We start from the raw sequence: 21761 nt of genomic DNA on the forward strand, positions 1-21761 counted from the left end.
GTATTTATGTTTGAATCGCTCATTGGGACCCGGTCCAATCCTATAAAAAACATTGTTGAGCGCGGTTCGTTGAAAGCGTTCTCAAAAGCAATTGGAGATGAATCGCCTATTTATATCGATGAAGAAGTAGGAAAGCGCTCGAGATATGGAGCAAACATTGCGCCACCTACATATCCACGAATATTTGACTATGGAGAAATAAACGGATTTGATTTACCAAATGTGGGATTGATTCACGGAAAACAATCGTTTCATTATGAGCGGCCACTTCTAGTTGGAGAAACGGTGATGTGTTCAACATCACTTGAAAATTATTATGAGCGAAAAGGAAAAAGCGGCTTGCTTGGTTTTCTTATATTAAAACGATACGGAGAAGAGCCAAATGGAAAACTCATTTTCACAGAAGAGCAAGTGGTTATTATTACTGAAGCAGTGAGAAAGGGGATGAAATCATGAAGATGGCTAATGACTTTGAAGTGGGGACACAGCTAGAAATCACTCTCGCTCCTGTTTCAAGGTTAGATCTTATTAAATATGCAGGGGCATCCGGAGATTTCAACCCAATTCATACGATTGACGACGAGGCTGCAAAAGCAGGGCTTCCGGGTATCATTGCTCACGGAATGTGGACGATGGGAAACTTATCAAAGCTATTTACTCCCTATTTTGAAGAAGGGTTCCTAGAAGATTATTCTGTTGCTTTTAAAGGAATGGTTTTCTTAAACGATGAAATTACTCTTCAATCATCACTCGTTTCCATCCAAAATGATCGGTATTATTTTGATGTACTCGCTTTTAATCAAAATGAAGAAACAGTTGTGAAGGGATCAGCCACACTTAAAAGATACCAATAAAACTAAACAAACAACTCTCCATTCGAAACGAACCATTTACGGGTTCGTTTTCTTTTTGCAATAAAATCGATAATTCGATTAATTCTGAAACTTTATTTGTTCCAAATCGTAGAAATTAAGGAAGGCAGTTACATAACAACCTTTACAATTTTTCGAAAGGATGATGCAAGCATGATGGAGTTTATCGGATTAATCATCTCCGGTATCATTTTGTTTATATTATTAGTGGTTGGTGGGATTGGCTTTTTTATTTTCAAAAGAAGATACAAAACCGCTAGCTCAAACCAGGCCCTGATTATTACAGGACCAAAACTAGGTGATGCTGAAAAAGACAATCGAATCTTCGTAGATGACAACGGCCGCAGTATGAAAATTGTACGAGGTGGCGGGATACGATTAAAGCTATTCCAAACAAGTACACCGATTGATCTAACATCATTTCAATTAGAAATTGCTTCACCAAAAGCCTATACTTCAGAAGGTGTTCCTATTAGAGCGACAAGTGTCGCAGAGATTAGTATTGGAAGTAAACTTGAAATTGTCGCGAACTATGCAGAAAAATTTCTAGGTAAGCCTCAAAAAGAAAAAGAACGTGAATTAAAAGAAGTTCTTGAAGGACACCTTCGGGCCATCATTTCTTCTCTTACAGTCGACGAAATTTACAAAGACTTCAATTCAGTGAACAAAAAAGTGAAAAACATTGCTGAAGAAGATCTTAAAAATCTTGGTTTTGAAATTACGTCGTTTGCTTTAAAAGAATTAAAAGATGACGATGAAGAGAATGGATATCTAGAAGCGCTTGGGCGTCCAAGAATTGCGGAAGCACGAAAAGACGCTGATATTGCGGAAGCAAATGCAAGACGTGAAACCCGTATGCACAAAGCCAAAACAGATCAAGAAGCAGAAGAAGATGAGATTAGACGACAAATTGAGATTGCACGCTCTCAAAAAGACAAAGATGTGAAAGAAGCCGAGTACAAAGCTGAAATTGAACAGGGGCGCGCACGTTCTGAACAGTCTTACAACCTAGAACAGGCGAGATTAAATCAGAAAGTAAAAGAAGAAGAGATGCAAGTTCAGTACATTGAACGTCAACGTCAAGTGGAATTGGAACAAGAGGAACAGAAGCGTCGAAAAACTCAGGCTGATTCAAATGCATACGATATTCGTGCAAATGCCGAAGCAGAAGCAGAGCGCGATCGTATTGATGGACAAACAAAAGCTGATATTGAAAAGCAAAAAGGACTAGCTGAAGCGGAAGTTATTAGAGAACGTGGCCGAGCGGAAGCAGAAGCAAAAGAATTAATGGCTCAAGCAATGGAAAATTACGGTGATGCTGCGATTATTGAAATGCTTGTTGAGATGTTGCCGAAGTATGCACACGAAATTGCTCAGCCGCTATCTCAGATTTCAGAAATGAAAGTGATTGATCTAGGAGGTAGTAATAGTAGTGGTTCAACCAAAATAACCGATAACGTCACAAAAACAATGACAGGTCTTCAAGCAAGTCTGAAGGAATCAACGGGAATGGATTTGAAAGCTATGTTAGAAAGCTTTGTTTCTAGAGGGCAATACGACTCTTTCTCCGCTAATGATCAAGTTAATGATCAAGACTCTAAAGATGAGAAAGATGAGGATCCTAGCACATATGATAGCCAATATGAAGTCGCCACCGCTTATGAAGAAGAGAATGAAGAAGAAGCACAAGAAAATATTGAACAAGTGGAAGAAGAAAACAAGTAACACTGTTAAAGTCTGACAAAAGTCAGGCTTTTCTTTTTGACTTATCGCTATAAGAATTGACGTTATGAAAACAGTAATGATAAAGTAATGAGAGTATTATCAGAAAAGTGTTAATTTTACATAAGAGTGGAGGAAACCTATATGAAAATCGTATCTTTGCTTTCAACATTTCTAGACGATGATCAAATTAGTGTTAATGCAACGATTCTCGAACAACATAGCAAAGATGAATCTTATCATACGCCACACGATCCGGACGTTGTAGTTTTCCCAAGAACAACCGAGCAAGTAAGTAAAATTATGAAAGCGGCCAATGAGCATAGGATTCCCATCGTGCCATTTGGCTTGGGATCTAGTCTTGAAGGGCATGTGATTCCATATCATGGCGGTATTTCAATTGATTTTCAATTGATGAACCAAGTTCTCGAAGTTCGACCAGAAGATTTTCTAGTACGCGTCCAACCAGGTGTCACACGTTCACAATTAAATAAAGAATTGAAAAAACACGGTCTCTTTTTCACAGTCGATCCAGGTGCGGATGCAACGTTAGGTGGCATGGCCTCAACAAATGCAAGCGGAACCACTTCAGTACGGTATGGAGTAATGCGTGATCAGGTTCGAGACATGGAAGTTGTTCTTGCCGATGGACGTGTCATCCATACCGGTAGCATGACTGCAAAGTCTTCATCAGGTTACCATTTAAATGGCCTTTTTGTAGGCTCAGAAGGGACACTTGGGACATTTACAGAATTAACACTCAACGTAAACGGCATACCGGAAGCTACGCTTGCAGGGCGAATCGTTTTTCCAACTGTAGAGCGAGCTGTAGCCACCGTTACTAATATTCTTCACGCAGCCATTCCGGTCGCTAGAATCGAACTAGTAGACGCACGCTCAGTACAACAGGTGAACAAAACAAATGAAACCAACTATATCGAAAAACCAACGTTATTTGTTGAATTTCATGGTAATGAAGCGGGGTTAAATCAAGATGTTACCTTTGCCAAAAGCATTGCAGAAGACAATGATTGCGAAGAATTTATATTTGAGCACGATACGAAGAAAAGAGCGCTTCTTTGGGAAGCGCGACATAATCTTGCTTACTCCTTTAGTCATGGTTCTCCAGGGAAAAAGATGATGGTAACAGATGTATGTGTTCCCATTTCGGAGTTAACTGGCGCTATTCTCGATGCACGAAAAGCCATCGAGAAATTTGATCTAGACGGAGCTCTATTGGGGCATGTAGGGGATGGGAATTATCATGCTATTGTGATGATTAATCCCGATGACCCCATTGAACTTGAAAAGGCAAACAAGCTAAACCAACACCTAGTGCACTACGCTCTAGATCGTGGCGGAACTTGCACTGGTGAGCATGGGGTAGGTACTGGCAAAGCCCAGTATCAGCAAAAAGAACATGGAGGTTCTCTCGAAGTCATGCTGGCATTGAAGAAAACGCTTGACCCTAATGGGATCCTAAATCCGGGGAAAATTTTCGTGACTGATCAAGTTTCATTCTAGATATGAAAGACCGTTCAAAAAACAGAACGGTCTTTTTAATTTGAATCCTAAAAGGAACTAGTTGTCTTCTTCGAGAAGTAAGTGTAGTACAAACTGTAAGCGATTTCATTTATATGTCTATTAGGAGGAAGAGAAATGACCATGACGAAAATGGCTGTTGTTGGGGCAGGTACAATGGGAAAAGGGATTGCTTTCTCAGCTGCAGCTGCAGGGCTTTCAGTGAAAATGCATGATGTTAGTAACGAGGCTTTGAAGCAAGCACAGATCTATGTAAAAGACCAATTTGAACGTTTGGTCAAGAAAGAGAAAATAACAAGAGAGCAAGCAACAAAAAGATTCGAAGGAATACAATTCACAAACGAATTGAAAGAAGCCGTCTACGATTGTGATCTTGTGATTGAAGCAGTCCTTGAGGTAATGGAATTAAAAACAAGCATCTTTAAACAACTTGATGAGTTTGCTCCAGCTCACGCTATTCTTGCAACAAACACTTCGACAATGAGTCCAACCGAAATTGCCGCACAAACCATGCGCCCTGATCAATGTCTTGCTCTTCATTTTTTTAATCCGGTACCAAAGATGAAACTCATTGAAGTCATTTGTGGGCTCGAAACATCTGAAGATACCATTGATAAAGCGATGCGGTTTGGAGAAAGCATTGGAAAAGAATGCGTAAGAATCAATGAGTTTCCAGGCTTTGCAGTTAGTCGTATGAATTGTCTAATTGGCAACGAAGCGATGAATATGGTGATGGAAGGTGTAGCTACACCCGAAGACATTGATAAAGCCATGAAACTTGGTCTAAATCATCCAATGGGTCCACTTGAACTAGCTGATCTTGTTGGTCTTGATACTCGACTACGCAATATGGAGTACTTATACAAAACGCTAGGTGAAAAATATCGCCCCTGTCCCATTTTAACAAAGTATGTGAAGGCAGGAAGACTTGGACGAAAAAGCGGAAGAGGCTTTTATACATATTAATAGAAAGAAGGGTTAAGATTGGACTTTCAGCTCGATCAAGACATCGAATATTTAAAAACGACTGTCCGAAACTTTGTAGAAAACGAAGTAGAAAAAGTAGCCATGACCATTGAGCGTGAAAATCAAATACCAGAACACATTATCGAAATGTCAAAAGAATTAGGTCTATTTGGTCTTAGTATTCCAGAAGAATATGGCGGACTTGGAATTGGAATGGTTGGAAAATGCGCTCTATATGAAGAATTAGGTAAAACGCATAACGGGTTTACTACTTTAATTGGAGCACATACGGGAATTGGTTCGGTTGGAATTGTTGAACTCGGTAATACGAAACAAAAGGAATATTATTTACCCGAAATGGCACGAGGAAACATGATCGGAGCCTTTGCTCTTACTGAGCCATCTGCAGGATCAAATGCCTCTAACTTGAAAACGACAGCCGTCAAACAAGGTAATAAATATATTCTAAACGGTACGAAGCATTACATTACTAACGCAACAGAAGCGAGCGTTTTTACCGTTATGGCTGTAACAGATCCTTCACAAGGTGCGAAGGGGATTACATCCTTTATCGTTGAAAAAGATTTCCCTGGCTTTCAAGTTGGTGCAGTGGAAGAAAAAATGGGGTTAAAAGGGTCACATTCAGCTGAGCTTATCTTTGATCAATGTGAAGTACCAGAAGAAAATGTTCTTGGAACAGTAGGAGAAGGGTATGTTAATGCATTAAAAATTTTGGCAAATGGTCGCGCAGGCCTCGCTGCTCGTAATCTTGGATCTTCCCAAAAGCTACTGGACTTATGCATGTCTTACGTGGAGGAGCGCATCCAATTTGATGTGCCGATCATTGAACACCAAGCTATTGCACATATGGTTGCTGAAATGGGAGTTGAAATTGAAGCACTTCGATCTTTTACTTATCGTGTCGCATGGATGGTTGAAGAAGGAAAAAAGGTCATTAAGGAAGCCGCAATGTTAAAGCTGTATGGATCTGAAGTATACAATAGAGTCGCCGACAAAGCTCTACAAATTCACGGGGGACTCGGTTACATTTCAGACTATCCGATTGAGCGATTTTTCCGTGACGCACGGATCACACGTATTTATGAAGGTACGTCAGAAATTCAGAAAAACATCATTGCAGGTCAACTTCGTAAAGAATACAAATGAGGAGGGAATAAGGATTGGAAAACATCGTTATCGTAGAACCAGTTCGAACACCAGTAGGACGGTACGGTGGTGTCTTTAAAAATCTAAACTCTGGAAAGTTAGCTGCCTATGCTATAAGAGAAACACTAGCTCGATCAGGTCTCCCCCCGCACTTAGTAGAAGAAGTCATTTTAGGAGAAGTAAGACAAACAACTGAATCATCCAATGTAGCGAGAGTCGCTTCATTACGTGCTGGGATTCCTGAATCCTCTCCTGCATTTACAATCAATCGACTTTGCGCATCAGGTATGCAGTCTGTCGCCTCAGCAGTCCAACAAATCCAATCAAAGCAGGCCTCTATTCTGATCGCAGGAGGAACAGAGAGTTTAAGTCAGGCTCCCATTTATTTAAGAAATAGCCGTTTCGGAGAAGACAAAACGCAATTAGTCGATTCTAATTCAGAAGCTGGACAACAGCCTGTTGAACAATATGGTTCTCATCTTGGCATGGGTATTACAGCAGAAAACGTAGCCGAACGCTACAAGATATCACGTGATGAGCAAGATGCTTTTGCAGCAGAAAGTCAGCGCCGAGCAGCAGAAGCAATTGAAAATGGTAAATTTAGAGATGAAATTGTTCCGGTCGAAATTCAAAATCGTCGTCAAATGAATCTTGTCGATCAAGATGAACATCCTCGTCCAGGGACAACAATTGAGAAACTTGGCAAATTAAAACCAGTATTTAAAGAGAATGGAACGGTGACAGCTGGCAATTCTTGCGGGAGGAATGATGGAGCTGTTGCCATGCTTGTGATGACTGAAATAAAAGCAAAAGAATTAGAGCTTCAGCCCATTGCTAGAATCGTTGATTGGGCGACTTCAGGCGTTTCTCCTGAGATAATGGGAATCGGACCAATTCCAGCCGTTCGGAAGCTTCTAGAACGAACAGGGAAAACGCTCGAGGAAATTGGTTTAATAGAACTCAATGAAGCCTTTGCTGCTCAGGCACTCGCTGTTATTCGAGAACTTGAATTAGACATGAGCAAGGTGAACGTAAATGGAGGCGCCATAGCGTTAGGTCATCCGCTCGGTGCTACAGGTGCTCGCATTCTGACCTCTTTGATATATGAAATGAAAAAGAGAAACGAACGCTTTGGAATCGCAACATTATGTGTTGGCGGTGGACAGGGCATGGCCATGATGGTAGAAAGTATGAACGGATAGACTCTTAGGGGAGGCGGCATCTGCCGTCTTTTTTGATGCGTTGTTTGCACTTGGGTTCTATAATAAAAAAATAGAATCAGGGAAGGGGAATGACATGCATATCAGGCCTTTTAAAGAAAACGATTTAATAGAAATGATTGATCTTTTTTATGACACTGTTCATTCTATTAACCGGAGAGACTATACAAACATACAGGTAAATGCCTGGGCTAATAAACCTGAACTTAATAGGCGTCATGCATCATGGGGAGAGGAATTCGAACGAAACTTCACTTATGTTGCTATCTTAGACAAACAGATCGTGGGATTTTGCGATTTAACACCTTCAGGACGGCTTGACCGTTTATATGTTCATAAAGACTATCAGAGAAAAGGAATTGCTTCCGAGCTCTTAGAAGAAGTGCAACAGACCGCACGTTTGCACAATATGGAACAGCTTCATACGGAAGCAAGCACAACAGCAGTTCCATTTTTTAGAGAGCAAGGATTTTCACTAGTAAAAAGTCAGCTAGTTCAAAAAAACGGTATCCAACTTAAAAATCTTCTCATGGCGAAGGAGCTATAGGCAATGGTGATGTTAAAAACTAGTTCGTATAGTTTTTAAATGTAACTAATATGTTAGTGAAAAAAGGATGATGGTGATGGCTCGAGAATTCATTACGCCTCAATATCCTAACGAGATGCTTAATATTATTAAGAATGGATTGAAAAAATCGTCTTCACCAACGAACGTTATTGTTGTGGGAGCTGGCGTTGCAGGACTAGTATCAGCATCCTTGTTAAAAAAGGCCGGTCATCGAGTTACCATCCTAGAAGGAAACGATCGTGTTGGCGGGAGGGTATACACTCTTAGAAAACCTTTTACAGATGATAATTATCTTGATGTTGGCGCTATGCGTATTCCTACAACTCACAAATTAACGTATGAATATATCAGAAGATTTCAACTTAAAATGAATCGCTTCGTGAATTCCTCTCCAAGAGATATCATTTATGCTAATGGAGTTAGAACTACAAGAGAAAAATACGAAGCAGACCCTGATATCCTTCAATTTCCCGTTGAACCTCACGAAAAAGGAAAAACCGCTACGGAATTATTTTTATCAGCAGTTAATCCATTTTTACTGCTTTATAAAGAAGGTGACGCTCAACAAAAGAAATTCATTCGTAAAAAATTTGATCAGTATTCAATGGAGAATTTTCTTCGCTTCAATCCCATTGGTCCTTCGCTATCTCCAAATGCTGTTCGAATGGTTAAAGTACTTTTAGGCATTGAAGGATTTTCGGAACTATCCTTTATCGACATTCTAACCGATATCGTAAATACTGTTTTTAATACTGACATGGAATTTAACGAAATTACTGGCGGAAATGATCAATTGCCTCGGTCTTTTCTACCTGAGCTAGAAGAGAATCTCTTGTTAAATCAAAAAGTACACCGCCTTATTCAAAGACCACAAAGCGTTCAAATTCAGACAAGGAATCAACAAACAGGAATTATTGAAAAGTTTAACAGCGATTATGTTCTTATGACTGTGCCTTTTTCAGTGTTTCAATTTATAGAAGTTTATCCGTACCGTTCTTTTTCATTTGATAAATGGAAAGCGATCCGTGAGTTGCATTATGTAGCTTCTATTAAAATTGGGATTGAATTTAAAGACCGATTTTGGGAAAAAGAAGGGTTGAATGGTGCAAATACCATTTCGGATTTTCCTAATCGCTATACGTATACACCTAGTCGCACAGGTAATGAGCCAGGAGCTGGAGTCTTACTAGCAAGTTATAGCTGGGAAGATAACGCGATGTTATGGAATAGCTTAAATGATGATCAAAAAATCACACAATCCCTTGAAGATCTTGCAAAAATACATGGACCTAAAGTATTTGATGAGTACTTGACGAGCGCATCATTTAGCTGGAGTCAAAATCAATTCTCAGGAGGTTGCTTTACACTATTTAAACCGAATCAAATTATCGAATTTGAAAGCATCGTAAAAAAACCTGAAGGAAGAGTTCACTTTGCAGGTGAGCACACATCAGATTTCCACGGGTGGATAGAAGGAGCAGTTGAATCTGGTGTTAGAGCGGCATTTGAGATTAATGAGCGCACGTTATAAATCCTTTTAATCTCATTTAACAGTTCACTCAATGTTCATAAAACTCTTTTGTGAAACCAATGGCTGCAATGGCTGCCCCTGCAGTTTGACCATAACTTCCAATGGCAAGAATCTGTTGTCCCATTTTCTTATTTCCATTCTTCACATACAGAAGCCCAATAGCTTCAATAGCAACGGCAAACGATTGAATCGTTTGCCCGGTTGTGATGAGCTCTGCATAGAAGGCTTCACTTATACTCGAGCTTTTTGCTTCGAAAGCAGCTCCAGCTGATTGAATAATATCTCCCATAATGTCAATATTCAGCGCTTCTTCATTAGTCCCCATTACAATTCCTGATCCACCAAGAACATTTGCAATATTACCAGCAGACTGTAACCATGCTCCGAGCGTTCCAAACGTTTCATTCTCATTAGAAGTCAAGCTGCTTCTTCCGATAGCTTGAAGAGAGTTCCCCGTTGCTTCGACGCTATTACCAATTACATAAAGGTCTCCTCCGATATTCTCCATAAGTGAGTCAGCTTCATTTGCTGCAACAATTGTATTCCCAATAGAGGCAATAGCTGCACCTATCGTCTGGATCCACGCTCCCGAAAGAATGAGGAATTCTCCGTACACCTCCAATACTAAACACGCTCCTTTTCATACTTTTATCCTATTCGTTTGATTTGCATTGTGACCAAAGTTGATAGTCTAATTTAGATCACCAAAGAAGGAGGGACTCCCACAATTCACTTTCCATTATTAGGGATTAAAACTAACCGATCTACCTAGAAAAACCGACTTTATCTGTAAGTGATAATAGTTCTCAAGTATCATTGACTATGATAATCATTCTCACTTATCATGAATAGTGCAAGATAATGAAAATCATTATCAATTAGTAAAGGAGTTCTCAACATGATGATTAAAGAATTCACTACAAATCAAACACTACTCGACCAACAAATGAAAAGAGAGTCCAATGCAAGATCTTATCCAAGAAGAATACCTATTGCAATCAATGAGGCAGAAGGGATTTTTGTTACTGACATGGAAGGAAAGCGATATTATGATTGCTTAGCTGGTGCTGGTACTTTAGCTCTTGGCCATAACCATCCCGTTACTATAGAAGCCATGCAGAAAGTCCTTCATGATAAAAGGCCTTTACATACGTTAGATATTACAACACCAATAAAAGAAGAGTTCGTGAATGAAATATTTTCAAATTTACCCGGAGATTTTGCAGAGCGGGCCAAAGTACAATTTTGTGGACCAACAGGAGGCGACGCGATAGAAGCCGCCTTAAAATTAGTGAAAACTGCGACAGGAAGAAGTAGTATCCTTACGTTTCAAGGAGGATACCACGGTTCAACACATGGAACAATGGCGATTAGTGGTAATCTCGGTCCCAAAAAAAACGTCCAAGGTTTAATGCCAGATACTCATTTCATGCCATACCCGTATTCGTATCGTTGTCCATTTGGTATGAAGGAAAGCGAAGGACACAAAATTTCTAGTACTTATATTGAAAATCTATTAGATGATCCGGAGAGCGGCATTTTACCCCCGGCCGCTATGATTCTAGAAGTTGTTCAAGGCGAAGGTGGTTCCGTACCTGCACCTATCGAATGGCTACAGGAAATGAGAAGAATAACAAGCGAGCGAGGTATTCCCCTTATTATTGATGAAATCCAAACGGGAATAGGACGAACAGGAAAAATGTTCGCATTCGAACATGCAGGGATCATACCAGATGTCATTGTCCTTTCTAAAGCAATTGGCGGCAGTCTTCCACTTTCGGTTGTTATTTACGATCGTGAACTCGATAAGTGGGAGCCTGGTGCTCACATTGGTACATTCAGAGGAAATCAAATGGCAATGGCAGCCGGAACTGCCTTATTGAAATTTATTAAAGAACAGAGACTTGATGTTCATGCAGCAACGATGGGGGAAAAAATGCTTTCTGCCTTACAAAAGCTCCAGATGAATTTCCGAGAAATCGGAGACGTAAGGGGGAGAGGGCTAATGATCGGTGTTGAAATAGTTGATCCTACACAGCCCCAGTCTTCATCAGGAAGCTATCCTTCTCAACCTGCGTTAGCTAGCAGAATTCAGAGAGAATGCTTTGACAGAGGATTGATATTAGAAGTTGGAGGTCGTAACGGAAGTGTAGTAAGGTTCCTCCCGCCACTGATAATAACGAATGAACAAGTTTTAGAAGTACTCAGCATTTTTGAGGAAGCAGTTAACGCTGCTGTTAAAAGTTTATGATAAATGCAGTTGAAAAGAATCCTCCTGATATTTCAAAAGAGAAAATGTATGATTCCCTTTTTCTTCACAACAGTGAGAAAGGACAAGAAGCTTTCCGGGAACAAATGCACGAAATGACGAACATAATTTGCGAGACTTTTCGTAAAGAAAATGCTCCATTCACCGGAAAGGAGCCACAAACGATTGAAAAGGAAGTTGATAAACTTTTCGATTTTCACAGCGCAAATCAGGATTTTACTGCATTACTAAACGAGCTTAAGGCTCCTCTATTCAAAAATAACCTGCAAATTTCTCATGAAAAAAGCCTGGCTCATTTGCAATGCCCACCGCTTATACCTGCCATAGCTGCTGAACTCGCAATAAGTGTGTTCAATCAATCACTTGATTCATGGGATCAAAGTCCTTCTGCTACGTACCTTGAAGAGGGAATGATTAAGTGGCTCGCAGGTCAATTCGGTTATTCATCAAATGCTGACGGCACATTTACAAGTGGAGGGACACAATCGAACTACACTGGTCTTCTTCTAGCTAGAGATGCATGTTGTTTAAGCTTATGGGGGCAAAATGTTCAGAAAGATGGATTACCAGAAGAGTTTCATAAATTAAGGATTCTTTGCTCAGAGGAGGCTCATTTTACTGTTCAGAAATCAGCTGTACAGCTTGGATTGGGAGGAAAAGCAGTAATAAAAGTTAAAACAGACAAACATCACAGAATGTCGGTATCGCATTTACAGGACCAATTAGCTGAATTAAAAGCTCAACACCTTGTTCCTTTTGCTCTAGTTGGGACTTGTGGCACCACTGATTTCGGAAGCATAGATCCGATAGATGAACTAGCCGCAATCGCTCATGAGGAAGATTTATGGTTCCATGTGGATGCAGCTTTTGGAGGTGCACTTATTCTTTCCGAATCTCATAAGTCAAAGTTAAAAGGGATTTGTTATGCCGATTCGCTCACAGTCGATTTTCATAAGCTTTTTTATCAGCCCATTTCATGTGGGGCTTTCCTAGTGAAGAACAAAGAATCGTTCCGATTTTTAAATCACCATGCTGATTATTTAAATCCACTCGAGGATGTAGAAGAGGGGATACCCAACCTGGTGAACAAATCGATTTTAACTTCTAGAAGACTTGACGCCTTTAAGCTCTTTCTTTCATTAAAAACAATAGGTACAAACCTGTTTGGAGAAATGATTGATCATACTTTTATCCTTGCTCAAGCAACTGCGGAATACCTTTCGAGTCAGGAAGATATTAAAGTTGAAAACCTTTCTCCAGAACTCAACACTGTTATCTTTCGTTATGAACCTCAAGATTTCAGTACCGATCGATGCAAATTAAATCGAAAAATACAGCAAGAATTGTTGTATGAGGGCAGAGCGGCCATAGCCAAGACTTCTGTTAATGGCCAAACCTTCTTGAAGTTCACCATACTAAACCCTAGAACAAAAATGAAGCACATCCAAGAGATCGTGGATGACATTCGTACACTCGGAAGGAAATGGAGGGAACATACGTGATCAGTGCTAAAAAAGTCGCAGAACAGGCGACTATGCAAAGCTTTCTGAATTGTTATTTACGTGAAACAGGAAACTACTCAGAAATACAAAAACCTGAAGATTTATCTACAACCTTATCTCAGAAATTCATTTCCTGCCTACTAATAAATCAGGGAATAGAGATGATCATCCCCGTTTCTTATTGGTCCTTAACAGAGAGGCATATTTATCAGTTCCCATTATATTACCGGTCATTAAATGGTACTTTTCATACTCTTGACTATGTGACATTAACAACACTGATTGTAAAGGAACTACTAATTGACCAAAACCGAAAGGATGCAGAAGATGAATTGGTTCTGCGAGTGATGTTGAGTTGTCAAAGCATGACAACGTACATTGGAAAGCGATTCGAAGACAGAGGAAAATTAACCGATGAAGATTTTGATTACATTGAAGCAGAACAGTCTTTACTTTTTGGTCACTTAATGCATCCAACGCCGAAAAGCAAACAAGGGTTAACACAAGAGGAAGATGAATTGTTTTCTCCAGAACTAAAAGGTGAATTTCAGCTTCACTATTTTAGTGTTCACCCTTCGATTATCAATGAAGATTCCAGTTTGCATCTACAAGCAAGCGAGCTTATTAAAGAAGAGTTAATAGACTGTGCAGTAGATCAAGAGTGGATTCATCAATTTAAAGAGCGTGTTCTAATACCAGTGCACCCTCTTCAAGTAAACTCTCTTCTAAAAAAAGCAGAAGTGCTTAAACACATTCAAAAAGGAACGCTTGATTATCTAGGACCAGTTGGGCGCATGTATACAGCTACATCTTCTTTTAGAACTGTGTACAGCTCTTTAACTAGATTCATGTTTAAGTTTTCAGTTCCGGTAAAAATCACAAATTCACTACGACAAAATCAACAGAAAGAGCTAGATCGTGGCGTAGAGGTTTCTAGACTCTTACAAACACAATTAGGTGAAAAATTAGCAAATAATTATCCTGACTTTAAAATTATCCAGGATCCAGCTTATCTCAATATCAACATTCCTAATCTTGAATCTGAATTCGCCGTGATGATTAGAGAGAATCCTTTCTACGAAAAGAGCGAAAATACAAGCCTCGTAGCAGCACTATGTCAGGATCATCCTTATGGTGGCAAGTCACGTATTTATTCCATCATTACTGCTATTGCTAGAAGAGAGGGACGTGCCATAGAAGAAGTCAGTGTAGAATGGTTTGATCGTTATCTGGACATATCACTTGATCCGATGCTATGGCTTCATCAACATTATGGCATTGCACTTGAAGCACACCAGCAGAATGCTGTTGTTAAGCTTAAGGAAGGGTATCCATCTACATTCTATTATCGAGACAATCAAGGATATTATTTCAGTGAGTCCAAGTCTGAAGAACTAGCAATGCTCATGCCTAATTTGAATAAGAAGAGCGATACAATCTGTTCCGATGACGTAGCAAATGAACGTTTTCGCTATTATTTCTTTTTTAACAACTTATTCGGATTAATCAACGCATTTGGTGTAAACGGATTAATTGAAGAAAAACACCTTGTGACCATACTGAGAGAACGCCTCTCTCAGTATTTAGCCATACAGCCATCACCTCTCATTAAAAGTTTACTTGAGGAGCCTGTTCTTCCTTGTAAAGCGAATCTCTTAACACGTTTCTATGATATGGATGAGCTTATTGGATCAATGGCTACACAATCAGTGTATACGATGGTCCGGAATCCGATCGCTCAGGAGGTTACAGTTAGGCATGGAAATGGAAATTGATGTATTCGATCAAAAATTACAAAAAACGATCTCTTTTGCTAAGGTGAGCTACGAACGCGATGTCGAGATGATTCACACTTGGATGAACGAAGAGCATGTGCATCCATTCTGGCAATTAAATATACCGATTAACTCATTTCGAAATCATTTACAAAAGGCACTAAAAGATACACACCAGACGCTTTATCTAGGTTTTATCAATGAGGTGCCAATGAGCTACTGGGAAGCTTATTGGGTAAAGGAAGATATCATTGAAGGATCTTATGAGAACAAGCCATATGACCAAGGCATCCATCTCTTGATCGGTCATAAAGATTATTTAGGACGAGGATATTCCCTCCACCTTCTACGTGCAATGGTTTCTATGCAATTGAAAGAGAAGCGGACAGAGAGAATCATAGCAGAACCAGATATACGTAATAAAAGAATGATTCATATATTTGAGAAGTGTGGATTCACTCCACAAAAACCAATTGATCTACCGGATAAAACAGGCTTATTAATGATTTGTGAGCGGAAGCAGTTTGAAAGGAAGTGGGGAAATGCCTGAATACGTCTACGATGCAATTGGTATCGGTATTGGACCATTTAATTTAGGTTTAGCTGCTTTAACAGATGAAATAAACGATTTGGATATTCTTCTATTTGACCGTAAAGAAGAATTTGATTGGCATCCAGGTATGCTCATTGAAGGCTCCACCTTGCAGGTGCCATTTTTCGCGGATCTTGTAAGCTTGGCTGACGTTAAAAACAAATATAGTTTTCTTAACTACCTGCAGGTTCACGGTCGTATGTATCACTTTTATTTTCTAGAAAAATTTCATATTCCGAGAAAGGAATACAATCACTACTGTAAATGGGTGAGTGATCAACTAAATTCATGCCGATTTGGATATGAAGTCACTGAAGTTTCATCATATGAAGCATCCGAGGGAGAATTCATTTATGCTGTTCACGTCCAGAATGTGAACACTCTAGAAACCTCGACGTTCTTTGCTAGGCATCTGGTCATGGGAATAGGCTCTGTACCTGCAGTACCAGAACATTTTAAACCTGCGCTTGGAGAAACCGTCTTTCATTCATCAGAATTCATGGAGAAGAAACTAACGGCTTTAGAAGGAAAATCCATTTCAGTTATTGGATCGGGCCAAAGTGCAGCTGAAATTTTTTTAGATTTGGCAAAAGAACAAAAGCAGCATGACTACCATCTTAGCTGGTATACAAGATCAAACGGTTTTTTCCCAATGGAATACTCCAAACTAGGACTTGAATATTTTTCACCGGATTACACTGAATTCTTTTACGATCTTCCGCAAGAAAAAAAAGACAAAGTGATTCAAAAGCAAGACTTACTTTACAAAGGGATTAGTGCAGAAACGATTTCAGAAATCTATGACGTATTATATGAACAATCTATTGGGAATCAACGCACCTCCTTACACTTACAGGCTATGAGTGAGGTAGATCAATTAGAGATGAAAGGGGAGGTGTGTTTTGGCAAGGGACACCACACGATTACAAATGAACCATTTGATTTCGAATCTGAAATCATTGTGCTTGGTACAGGATATAAACAGACCGTTCCAAGTTTCTTACCTGAATCTTTTTTACTTAGGGACGAGAATGGTCGCCCGACGATTACGAAAGATTACCGCTTAGTGACGAAAGATTCCAATCAAAACAATATATTCATTCAAAACGGAGAGCTACACACTCACGGAGTTGGTGCGCCCGACCTTGGTCTCGGAGCACACCGTAATGCTGTCATCATCAATCAAATCTCCAATAGAGAAGAATACCCAGTGCAGACACATAACGTCTTTCAATCTTTTGGAATCCCCAAACAACCTGCTCTTACAACAAACTAGAAGGAAAGTGGTGAACGTATGTATTCTCAAAACGAACTAGATACTGTTCTTACTAAACAAAACTGGAAACTTGTTAATATAAAACTCTTAGCAAAAATGATTTCAGAATTTATGTACGAAGATATGATCTCACCTCAACTCGTTCAAGAGAAAGATAGCTATACCATCTATGATCTTCGAGTTTCAGACAAGAAATTATACACGTTCCATGCGGTTTTACGTCAATTTGATAGCTACGATGTTGACTGGAAATCGATTCGCATTCTAGATAATGGGAAAGAGGTAGAAGGGAGTGCCGTTGGCTTCCTGCTTGATACCAAACCCTTAATAGGCATGTCATCGGAAACAACAGCGCATTTAATAAAGGAAATAAGCCAAACTCTCATTGCAGATGCTCATCTGTTAAATAAGCGAGTTTCATCAGATACATTGATTACTGAAGACTACGCTAATCTTGAAGGCTACATGACTGGACATCCCTGGATTACGTATAACAAAGGGAGAATAGGGTTCGGGTATGATGATTATCTAGCATATGCTCCTGAACACCAAAACGAAGTAACACTTTCCTGGATTGGCGTTAGTCGACAGATTAGCTCTTTTCAATCTATTGAGGAACTTACCTTCGAAAAACTAGTAAACTATGAATTAAATGAACAGGATCGTTCTAAATTCCAGAATATATTAGAAGAAAAGACTGATGATCCTAGTCAATACTTCATGATGCCTGTCCATGAGTGGCAGTGGAAAAACGTTTTGATTCAGAATTTTGCAGAGGAGATTGCTAATCAAACGATCATACCACTTGGTCAATCCAGTGACCGCTATCTCCCTCAACAATCCATTCGGACGTTTGTTAACAAATCCAATCCTAACAAACATCATGTTAAATTGCCGATGAGCATACTAAATACACTTGTATATAGAGGATTACCAGCAGAACGTACTCTTATCGCTCCGAAAATCACTGAATTCATTAAAGGCATCTATGAAAAAGACTCCTTTTTAAAAGATGAATGTAGAGTGATTTTACCAGGTGAAATTGCGAGTATTAATGTGAACCATTCCTATTATAATCAATTGGAGAATGCCCCATATCAATACAAAGAAATGCTCGGCGTTATTTTTAGAGAAAGTATCTATACTTATCTCGAGGACGGTGAACAGGCGATTACTTTAGCAGCACTTCTATACGAAGACCATGATGGGAAGCCCTATATAAAAAGCTTGACTGAGAAATCTGGAATGTCTACAGAAGAATGGATAACGCAATTTTTTGATGTCACTATGAAGCCATTGCTTCATTATTTGTACCAATATGGAACAGTTTTTTCTCCTCACGGCCAAAACACTATTCTCGTACTAAAAGATTCCAAACCATCACGCCTTGCAATTAAAGATTTCGTAGATGATGTCAATATTAGTGATCAACCATTCGAGGAACTTAATTATCTTACAGATGAGTTAAAAGATGTACTCCGGAGTGAACCACCTGAGGGACTGACCCAATTTATATTTACAGGCTTATTCATCTGTCACCTCCGTTATTTATCGAACATTTTAGCAAATGGTGAATTAATGAATGAACAGAATTTCTGGAAGAAACTAGCGGAATCAATTCTATCGTATCAAGCAAGGTTCCCACAACTAGAGAAGCGTTTTGAGCTATTTGATTTCTTTAAACCTACATTCACTAAGCTTTGCCTTAATCGAAATCGCATGGTTGATGAGGGCTATTCAGTAGGAGAAGATCGACCCCATGCATCTGAATTTGGGGAAGTTAGAAATGCACTATGTCACTATAAAAAAATCACAAAATAACAGAGAGACGGGGCCCGCCCCCGTCCTTTTTTTGGAAGTGAGAAGAGTGACATACGGATGGTGTGGAGATGATTTGAAAGGTTGAACAATTTCGTTCCAATCATTGAATGATCAAGCTATAGAGCAACTTCATCTAGAGAACGTTACATTCAAAAACAAATATGAAAGCGGTTTAAACAACGATAGAAAGGGAAATTACCATGTAATGTCAACTCGATTTAATGGAGGCGAAAGAATGAAATATCGACAGTTAGGTCAAACAGACTTGCAAGTAAGTGAAGTTAGCTTTGGAACGTGGGCAATTGGCGGAGCATGGGGGAAAACGAATGACAAAGAAGCGCTCGATTCTTTACAACATGCTATACATGCTGGCGTGAATTTCTTTGATACAGCGGATGTATATGGAGACGGACATAGTGAAGAACTTCTAGCGAAAGCAACTAAAGGGATGGAAGATAAAATTCACATCGCAACGAAATTCTGTCGTGCAGGAGACATTTTTGATTCTGCCAACTATTCAGAAGAAACTGTTCGTGCTTATTGTGAAGCAAGCTTAAGCCGCTTAGAACGAGATCAAATTGATCTTTTTCAAATTCATTGTCCACCAATCGAGATCCTTAAGGATGGTCAGGTGTTTGAAGTATTGGACAAACTGAAAGATGAAGGTAAAATACGCTATTATGGTGTAAGTGTTGAAACAGTTGAGGAAGGACTATTATGTCTTAAGTATCCTGGTGTAAGTACCCTGCAGGTTATTTTTAATATATTTAGGCAAAAGCCGTTAGAGGAACTTTTCCCAAAAGCGTATGAACAAGGCGTTGGCATTCTTACGCGCGTGCCGCTGGCCAGTGGTTTATTAACTGGGAAATTCAAGAAAAACGCTTCCTTTGAAGATGACGATCACCGAAACTTTAATCGGAATGGAGAAGCCTTCAATGTAGGCGAAACGTTTGCGGGACTTGAATTTGAAAAAGGTGTAGAGCTAAGCGATGAAATCAATTGGATTGCTCGCGACCGAGAAAGCATGACGACAGCTGCATTGAAATGGATTCTTGAACATAAAGAAGTCTCTTGTGTTATCCCTGGTTTTAAAAACATCCAACAAGTAGAAGAAAACCTCAAAGCTACAGAGGTTCCTAACTTTTCTAGGGAAGAAATGGAGAAGCTCGCTAGCTTCTATCAACAAGAAGTGCATGAAATGATTAGAGGGGCTTATTAATAACCGAAAGGAGTTCAAACGATGGACAAACCAATCGAAATATCAAATATTCGTATTGAACAAGATAAAGATAAAAGCCGTCGCGCATATATTGCGGATTTCAAAGAACCGATTCACTACGGCGTGCATGGTGGGGTTAAGGATTTTTATCAAGCGTCACCTGAGGTGGAACAACCGTCAACCCTTGATCACATCGTTGCTGCTGCAGGCGGCTGACTAACAGGGACATTGTCCGGTGCGCTGGAGGCGCGCCAAATACCTAGTTTTCCAAACAAACTATCTGGTCAATTTGAAGGATTGATCGAAGCGCCTGAGGGTATTCTAAAAATAACTAAAATAAAATGTCATTATAAATTAATCATTCCAGAAGGGAAAAGAGAAGCTGCAGAAAGAGCACTCCATGTTTTTGAACGTGGGTGTCCTGTTGCACAAACGCTCAAAGGCTGTGTTGCTTTCGAGCATGATTGGGAGATTATAGAAGCATAAGAAAAGAGCTGATGAAGGACTCCTTTATCAGCTCTTTCAATTTGTAGAATCATAGAAGCATTTTTCTAAGTAATAATACCACCTGCTCTGAAGGATGCTACTCACTTCACTACAAAGGAGTCTGCGAGGTTAATAAACTCTTTAACCGCATAAGGCAAGTATTTATTCTTTTTCCAAATCAGCCCAAGTTCAAGGCAAAGATTTGAGTGACGAAGCCTAATTGAAGTAATAGAATCGTTTGGAATAGAAAGAGCGATTTTACTAGGTAGAAGGGCAAGGCCAAGCTTTGCTTCTACCATCTCGATCATAAAATCTTTCTGCGAACTGTGGCAAACGACATTCGGATGAAACCCCTGTTTTGAGCATTCTTCTACAATTCGATCATGTAGCGAAAAATCATCACGAAACAAAATAAATGGCTCTGATGCAAGATCCATTATATCGATTTCAGTAGATTCCGTTAAATGATGTTCATTGTGAACAACTACCATCAATGGATCAGAAATAACTTGAACCGTTTCCAAATAACTGTTTTTTAATGGGGTATTGCAAATTAGGCCAATATCGAGTGATCCATCCTCAATCCCTTGCTTTATCGATTTTGATCCCACTTCCGTTAATAGAATTTCAACAAAAGGATATTTCGCCTTAAACTGACTAATTAACTTTGAAAAAAACGCAGCCCCGATAATAGGAGGAATACCTATTTTAATTTCACCCTTTTTAAGCTCTGTGAGGTCAGTTAATTCTGTTGTTAGATTACGAAAAGCACTTAGTACGTGATGCGCATTAATAAGTACAGCGTGACCCGCATCGGTTAATTCCAATTGCTTTGATCGATAGAAGAGCGGCACTCCAAGTTCTGCTTCCATATTTTTAATGGCTTTACTAATAGAAGGTTGGGACACGTGAAGACTAGTAGCAGCTTTTGTGAAACTTAATTGTCTAGCGACTTCAGAAAAATATTCCAAATGACGGATTTCCATCAAAATACCTCCACACAGAGATTTTTTCAAAGGCTATGTTAGTAAACGCTGTTTTATTGGCTTATTTCTGATCTATGAAGACGATGCCATTTGAAAGAGTCAAGTAGAGAATCAAAAATATAGCCAATATAGATTTCGAAAATTTTGAATTATAACCTGAAAGCATACCTAATATGCGATATATGTATTATATAAATAGCTTACTTTATTATAAGATAAGATATAACGAATGAACAGCACCATATAA

Annotated in this window: 20 protein-coding genes; 18 read left to right on the plus strand and 2 right to left on the minus strand. The window is 39.4% G+C overall.

The genetic code is table 11. The annotated features are described in order from the left end of the window. The first annotated feature begins 6 nt into the window (after positions 1–6). The 9 genes from Q4550_RS13055 (at position 7) to Q4550_RS13095 (ending at position 9588) form a co-directional block, all read left to right on the plus strand. Positions 7–456 (plus strand): MaoC family dehydratase N-terminal domain-containing protein, encoded by a 450-nt coding sequence (locus Q4550_RS13055; protein ID WP_303533266.1) that lies wholly within the window; start codon positions 7–9, stop codon positions 454–456. Beyond that, entirely contained in the window at positions 453–854 is a 402-nt protein-coding gene (locus Q4550_RS13060; protein ID WP_303533267.1) for a MaoC/PaaZ C-terminal domain-containing protein, read from the plus strand. The genes Q4550_RS13055 and Q4550_RS13060 overlap by 4 nt, the downstream gene beginning before the upstream one ends. Before the next feature lie 171 nt (positions 855–1025). Next, positions 1026–2597 (plus strand): flotillin family protein, encoded by a 1572-nt coding sequence (locus Q4550_RS13065; protein ID WP_303533268.1) that lies wholly within the window; start codon positions 1026–1028, stop codon positions 2595–2597. Positions 2598–2723: 126 nt separating this feature from the next. Then, the gene (locus Q4550_RS13070; RefSeq protein WP_303533269.1) at positions 2724–4118 is read left to right on the plus strand and encodes an FAD-binding oxidoreductase; all 1395 of its coding nucleotides are present in this window, start codon (positions 2724–2726) and stop codon (positions 4116–4118) included. A 111-nt stretch (positions 4119–4229) separates the two neighbouring features. Further along, on the plus strand, positions 4230–5102 hold the full coding sequence (locus Q4550_RS13075) for a 3-hydroxyacyl-CoA dehydrogenase family protein (protein WP_303533615.1): 873 nt from the start codon (positions 4230–4232) through the stop codon (positions 5100–5102). An 18-nt stretch (positions 5103–5120) separates the two neighbouring features. Then, on the plus strand, positions 5121–6269 hold the full coding sequence (locus tag Q4550_RS13080) for an acyl-CoA dehydrogenase family protein (protein WP_303533270.1): 1149 nt from the start codon (positions 5121–5123) through the stop codon (positions 6267–6269). 14 nt (positions 6270–6283) lie between these two features. After that, positions 6284–7471: a thiolase family protein gene (locus Q4550_RS13085; RefSeq protein WP_303533271.1), complete on the plus strand. Its 1188-nt coding sequence runs from the start codon at positions 6284–6286 to the stop codon at positions 7469–7471. 94 nt (positions 7472–7565) lie between these two features. Beyond that, the gene (locus tag Q4550_RS13090) at positions 7566–8036 is read left to right on the plus strand and encodes a GNAT family N-acetyltransferase (RefSeq protein WP_303533272.1); all 471 of its coding nucleotides are present in this window, start codon (positions 7566–7568) and stop codon (positions 8034–8036) included. Between the two features lie 76 nt (positions 8037–8112). After that, the gene (locus tag Q4550_RS13095) at positions 8113–9588 is read left to right on the plus strand and encodes a flavin monoamine oxidase family protein (RefSeq protein ID WP_303533273.1); all 1476 of its coding nucleotides are present in this window, start codon (positions 8113–8115) and stop codon (positions 9586–9588) included. Between the two features lie 28 nt (positions 9589–9616). On the opposite strand, the gene Q4550_RS13100 is transcribed toward Q4550_RS13095, so the two are convergent. Next, complete coding sequence (locus Q4550_RS13100; protein WP_371017589.1) at positions 9617–10204, minus strand: DUF6944 family repetitive protein; 588 nt, start codon at positions 10202–10204, stop codon at positions 9617–9619. A 282-nt stretch (positions 10205–10486) separates the two neighbouring features. Between Q4550_RS13100 and Q4550_RS13105 the strand changes: the two genes are divergently transcribed. The 9 genes from Q4550_RS13105 to Q4550_RS13145 all read left to right on the plus strand — a co-directional run bounded on the left by Q4550_RS13105 (position 10487) and on the right by Q4550_RS13145 (position 20528). Next, the gene (locus Q4550_RS13105; protein WP_303533275.1) at positions 10487–11839 is read left to right on the plus strand and encodes an aspartate aminotransferase family protein; all 1353 of its coding nucleotides are present in this window, start codon (positions 10487–10489) and stop codon (positions 11837–11839) included. Further along, on the plus strand, positions 11836–13359 hold the full coding sequence (locus Q4550_RS13110; RefSeq protein WP_303533276.1) for a pyridoxal phosphate-dependent decarboxylase family protein: 1524 nt from the start codon (positions 11836–11838) through the stop codon (positions 13357–13359). Before Q4550_RS13105 ends, Q4550_RS13110 begins: the two co-directional genes overlap by 4 nt. Then, the gene (locus Q4550_RS13115) at positions 13356–15134 is read left to right on the plus strand and encodes an IucA/IucC family protein (RefSeq protein ID WP_303533277.1); all 1779 of its coding nucleotides are present in this window, start codon (positions 13356–13358) and stop codon (positions 15132–15134) included. Before Q4550_RS13110 ends, Q4550_RS13115 begins: the two co-directional genes overlap by 4 nt. Then, complete coding sequence (locus Q4550_RS13120) at positions 15118–15684, plus strand: GNAT family N-acetyltransferase (protein WP_483298561.1); 567 nt, start codon at positions 15118–15120, stop codon at positions 15682–15684. Before Q4550_RS13115 ends, Q4550_RS13120 begins: the two co-directional genes overlap by 17 nt. Next, positions 15677–17002 (plus strand): lysine N(6)-hydroxylase/L-ornithine N(5)-oxygenase family protein, encoded by a 1326-nt coding sequence (locus tag Q4550_RS13125; protein WP_303533278.1) that lies wholly within the window; start codon positions 15677–15679, stop codon positions 17000–17002. The genes Q4550_RS13120 and Q4550_RS13125 overlap by 8 nt, the downstream gene beginning before the upstream one ends. Positions 17003–17020: 18 nt before the next feature. Beyond that, positions 17021–18823, plus strand: a complete 1803-nt coding sequence (locus Q4550_RS13130; protein WP_303533279.1) for an IucA/IucC family protein — start codon at positions 17021–17023, stop codon at positions 18821–18823. A gap of 235 nt (positions 18824–19058) precedes the next feature. Beyond that, entirely contained in the window at positions 19059–20042 is a 984-nt protein-coding gene (locus Q4550_RS13135) for an aldo/keto reductase (RefSeq protein ID WP_303533280.1), read from the plus strand. Positions 20043–20063: 21 nt separating this feature from the next. Beyond that, the gene (locus Q4550_RS13140) at positions 20064–20258 is read left to right on the plus strand and encodes a hypothetical protein (protein WP_303533281.1); all 195 of its coding nucleotides are present in this window, start codon (positions 20064–20066) and stop codon (positions 20256–20258) included. A gap of 12 nt (positions 20259–20270) precedes the next feature. Further along, entirely contained in the window at positions 20271–20528 is a 258-nt protein-coding gene (locus tag Q4550_RS13145; protein WP_303533282.1) for an OsmC family protein, read from the plus strand. A gap of 101 nt (positions 20529–20629) precedes the next feature. Here the strand turns inward: Q4550_RS13145 and Q4550_RS13150 are convergent, their stop codons facing one another. Continuing rightward, complete coding sequence (locus Q4550_RS13150) at positions 20630–21514, minus strand: LysR family transcriptional regulator (protein ID WP_303533283.1); 885 nt, start codon at positions 21512–21514, stop codon at positions 20630–20632. Positions 21515–21761 lie beyond the last annotated feature (247 nt).

Source organism: Anaerobacillus sp. 1_MG-2023 (assembly GCF_030547345.1).
GTDB classification, from domain to species: domain Bacteria; phylum Bacillota; class Bacilli; order Bacillales; family Guptibacillaceae; genus Guptibacillus; species Guptibacillus hwajinpoensis_B.

Excerpts from the sequence above, each read along its gene's own strand:
- Q4550_RS13055 (WP_303533266.1), top strand. The coding sequence starts at position 7 with ATGTTTGAATCGCTCATTGGGACCCGGTCCAATCCTATAAAAAACATT.
- Q4550_RS13060 (WP_303533267.1), top strand. The coding sequence starts at position 453 with ATGAAGATGGCTAATGACTTTGAAGTGGGGACACAGCTAGAAATCACT.
- Q4550_RS13065 (WP_303533268.1), top strand. The coding sequence starts at position 1,026 with ATGATGGAGTTTATCGGATTAATCATCTCCGGTATCATTTTGTTTATA.
- Q4550_RS13090 (WP_303533272.1), top strand. The coding sequence starts at position 7,566 with ATGCATATCAGGCCTTTTAAAGAAAACGATTTAATAGAAATGATTGAT.
- Q4550_RS13095 (WP_303533273.1), top strand. The coding sequence starts at position 8,113 with ATGGCTCGAGAATTCATTACGCCTCAATATCCTAACGAGATGCTTAAT.
- Q4550_RS13105 (WP_303533275.1), top strand. The coding sequence starts at position 10,487 with ATGATGATTAAAGAATTCACTACAAATCAAACACTACTCGACCAACAA.
- Q4550_RS13110 (WP_303533276.1), top strand. The coding sequence starts at position 11,836 with ATGATAAATGCAGTTGAAAAGAATCCTCCTGATATTTCAAAAGAGAAA.
- Q4550_RS13120 (WP_483298561.1), top strand. The coding sequence starts at position 15,118 with ATGGAAATGGAAATTGATGTATTCGATCAAAAATTACAAAAAACGATC.
- Q4550_RS13125 (WP_303533278.1), top strand. The coding sequence starts at position 15,677 with ATGCCTGAATACGTCTACGATGCAATTGGTATCGGTATTGGACCATTT.
- Q4550_RS13130 (WP_303533279.1), top strand. The coding sequence starts at position 17,021 with ATGTATTCTCAAAACGAACTAGATACTGTTCTTACTAAACAAAACTGG.
- Q4550_RS13135 (WP_303533280.1), top strand. The coding sequence starts at position 19,059 with ATGAAATATCGACAGTTAGGTCAAACAGACTTGCAAGTAAGTGAAGTT.
- Q4550_RS13140 (WP_303533281.1), top strand. The coding sequence starts at position 20,064 with ATGGACAAACCAATCGAAATATCAAATATTCGTATTGAACAAGATAAA.
- Q4550_RS13150 (WP_303533283.1), bottom strand. The coding sequence starts at position 21,514 with ATGGAAATCCGTCATTTGGAATATTTTTCTGAAGTCGCTAGACAATTA.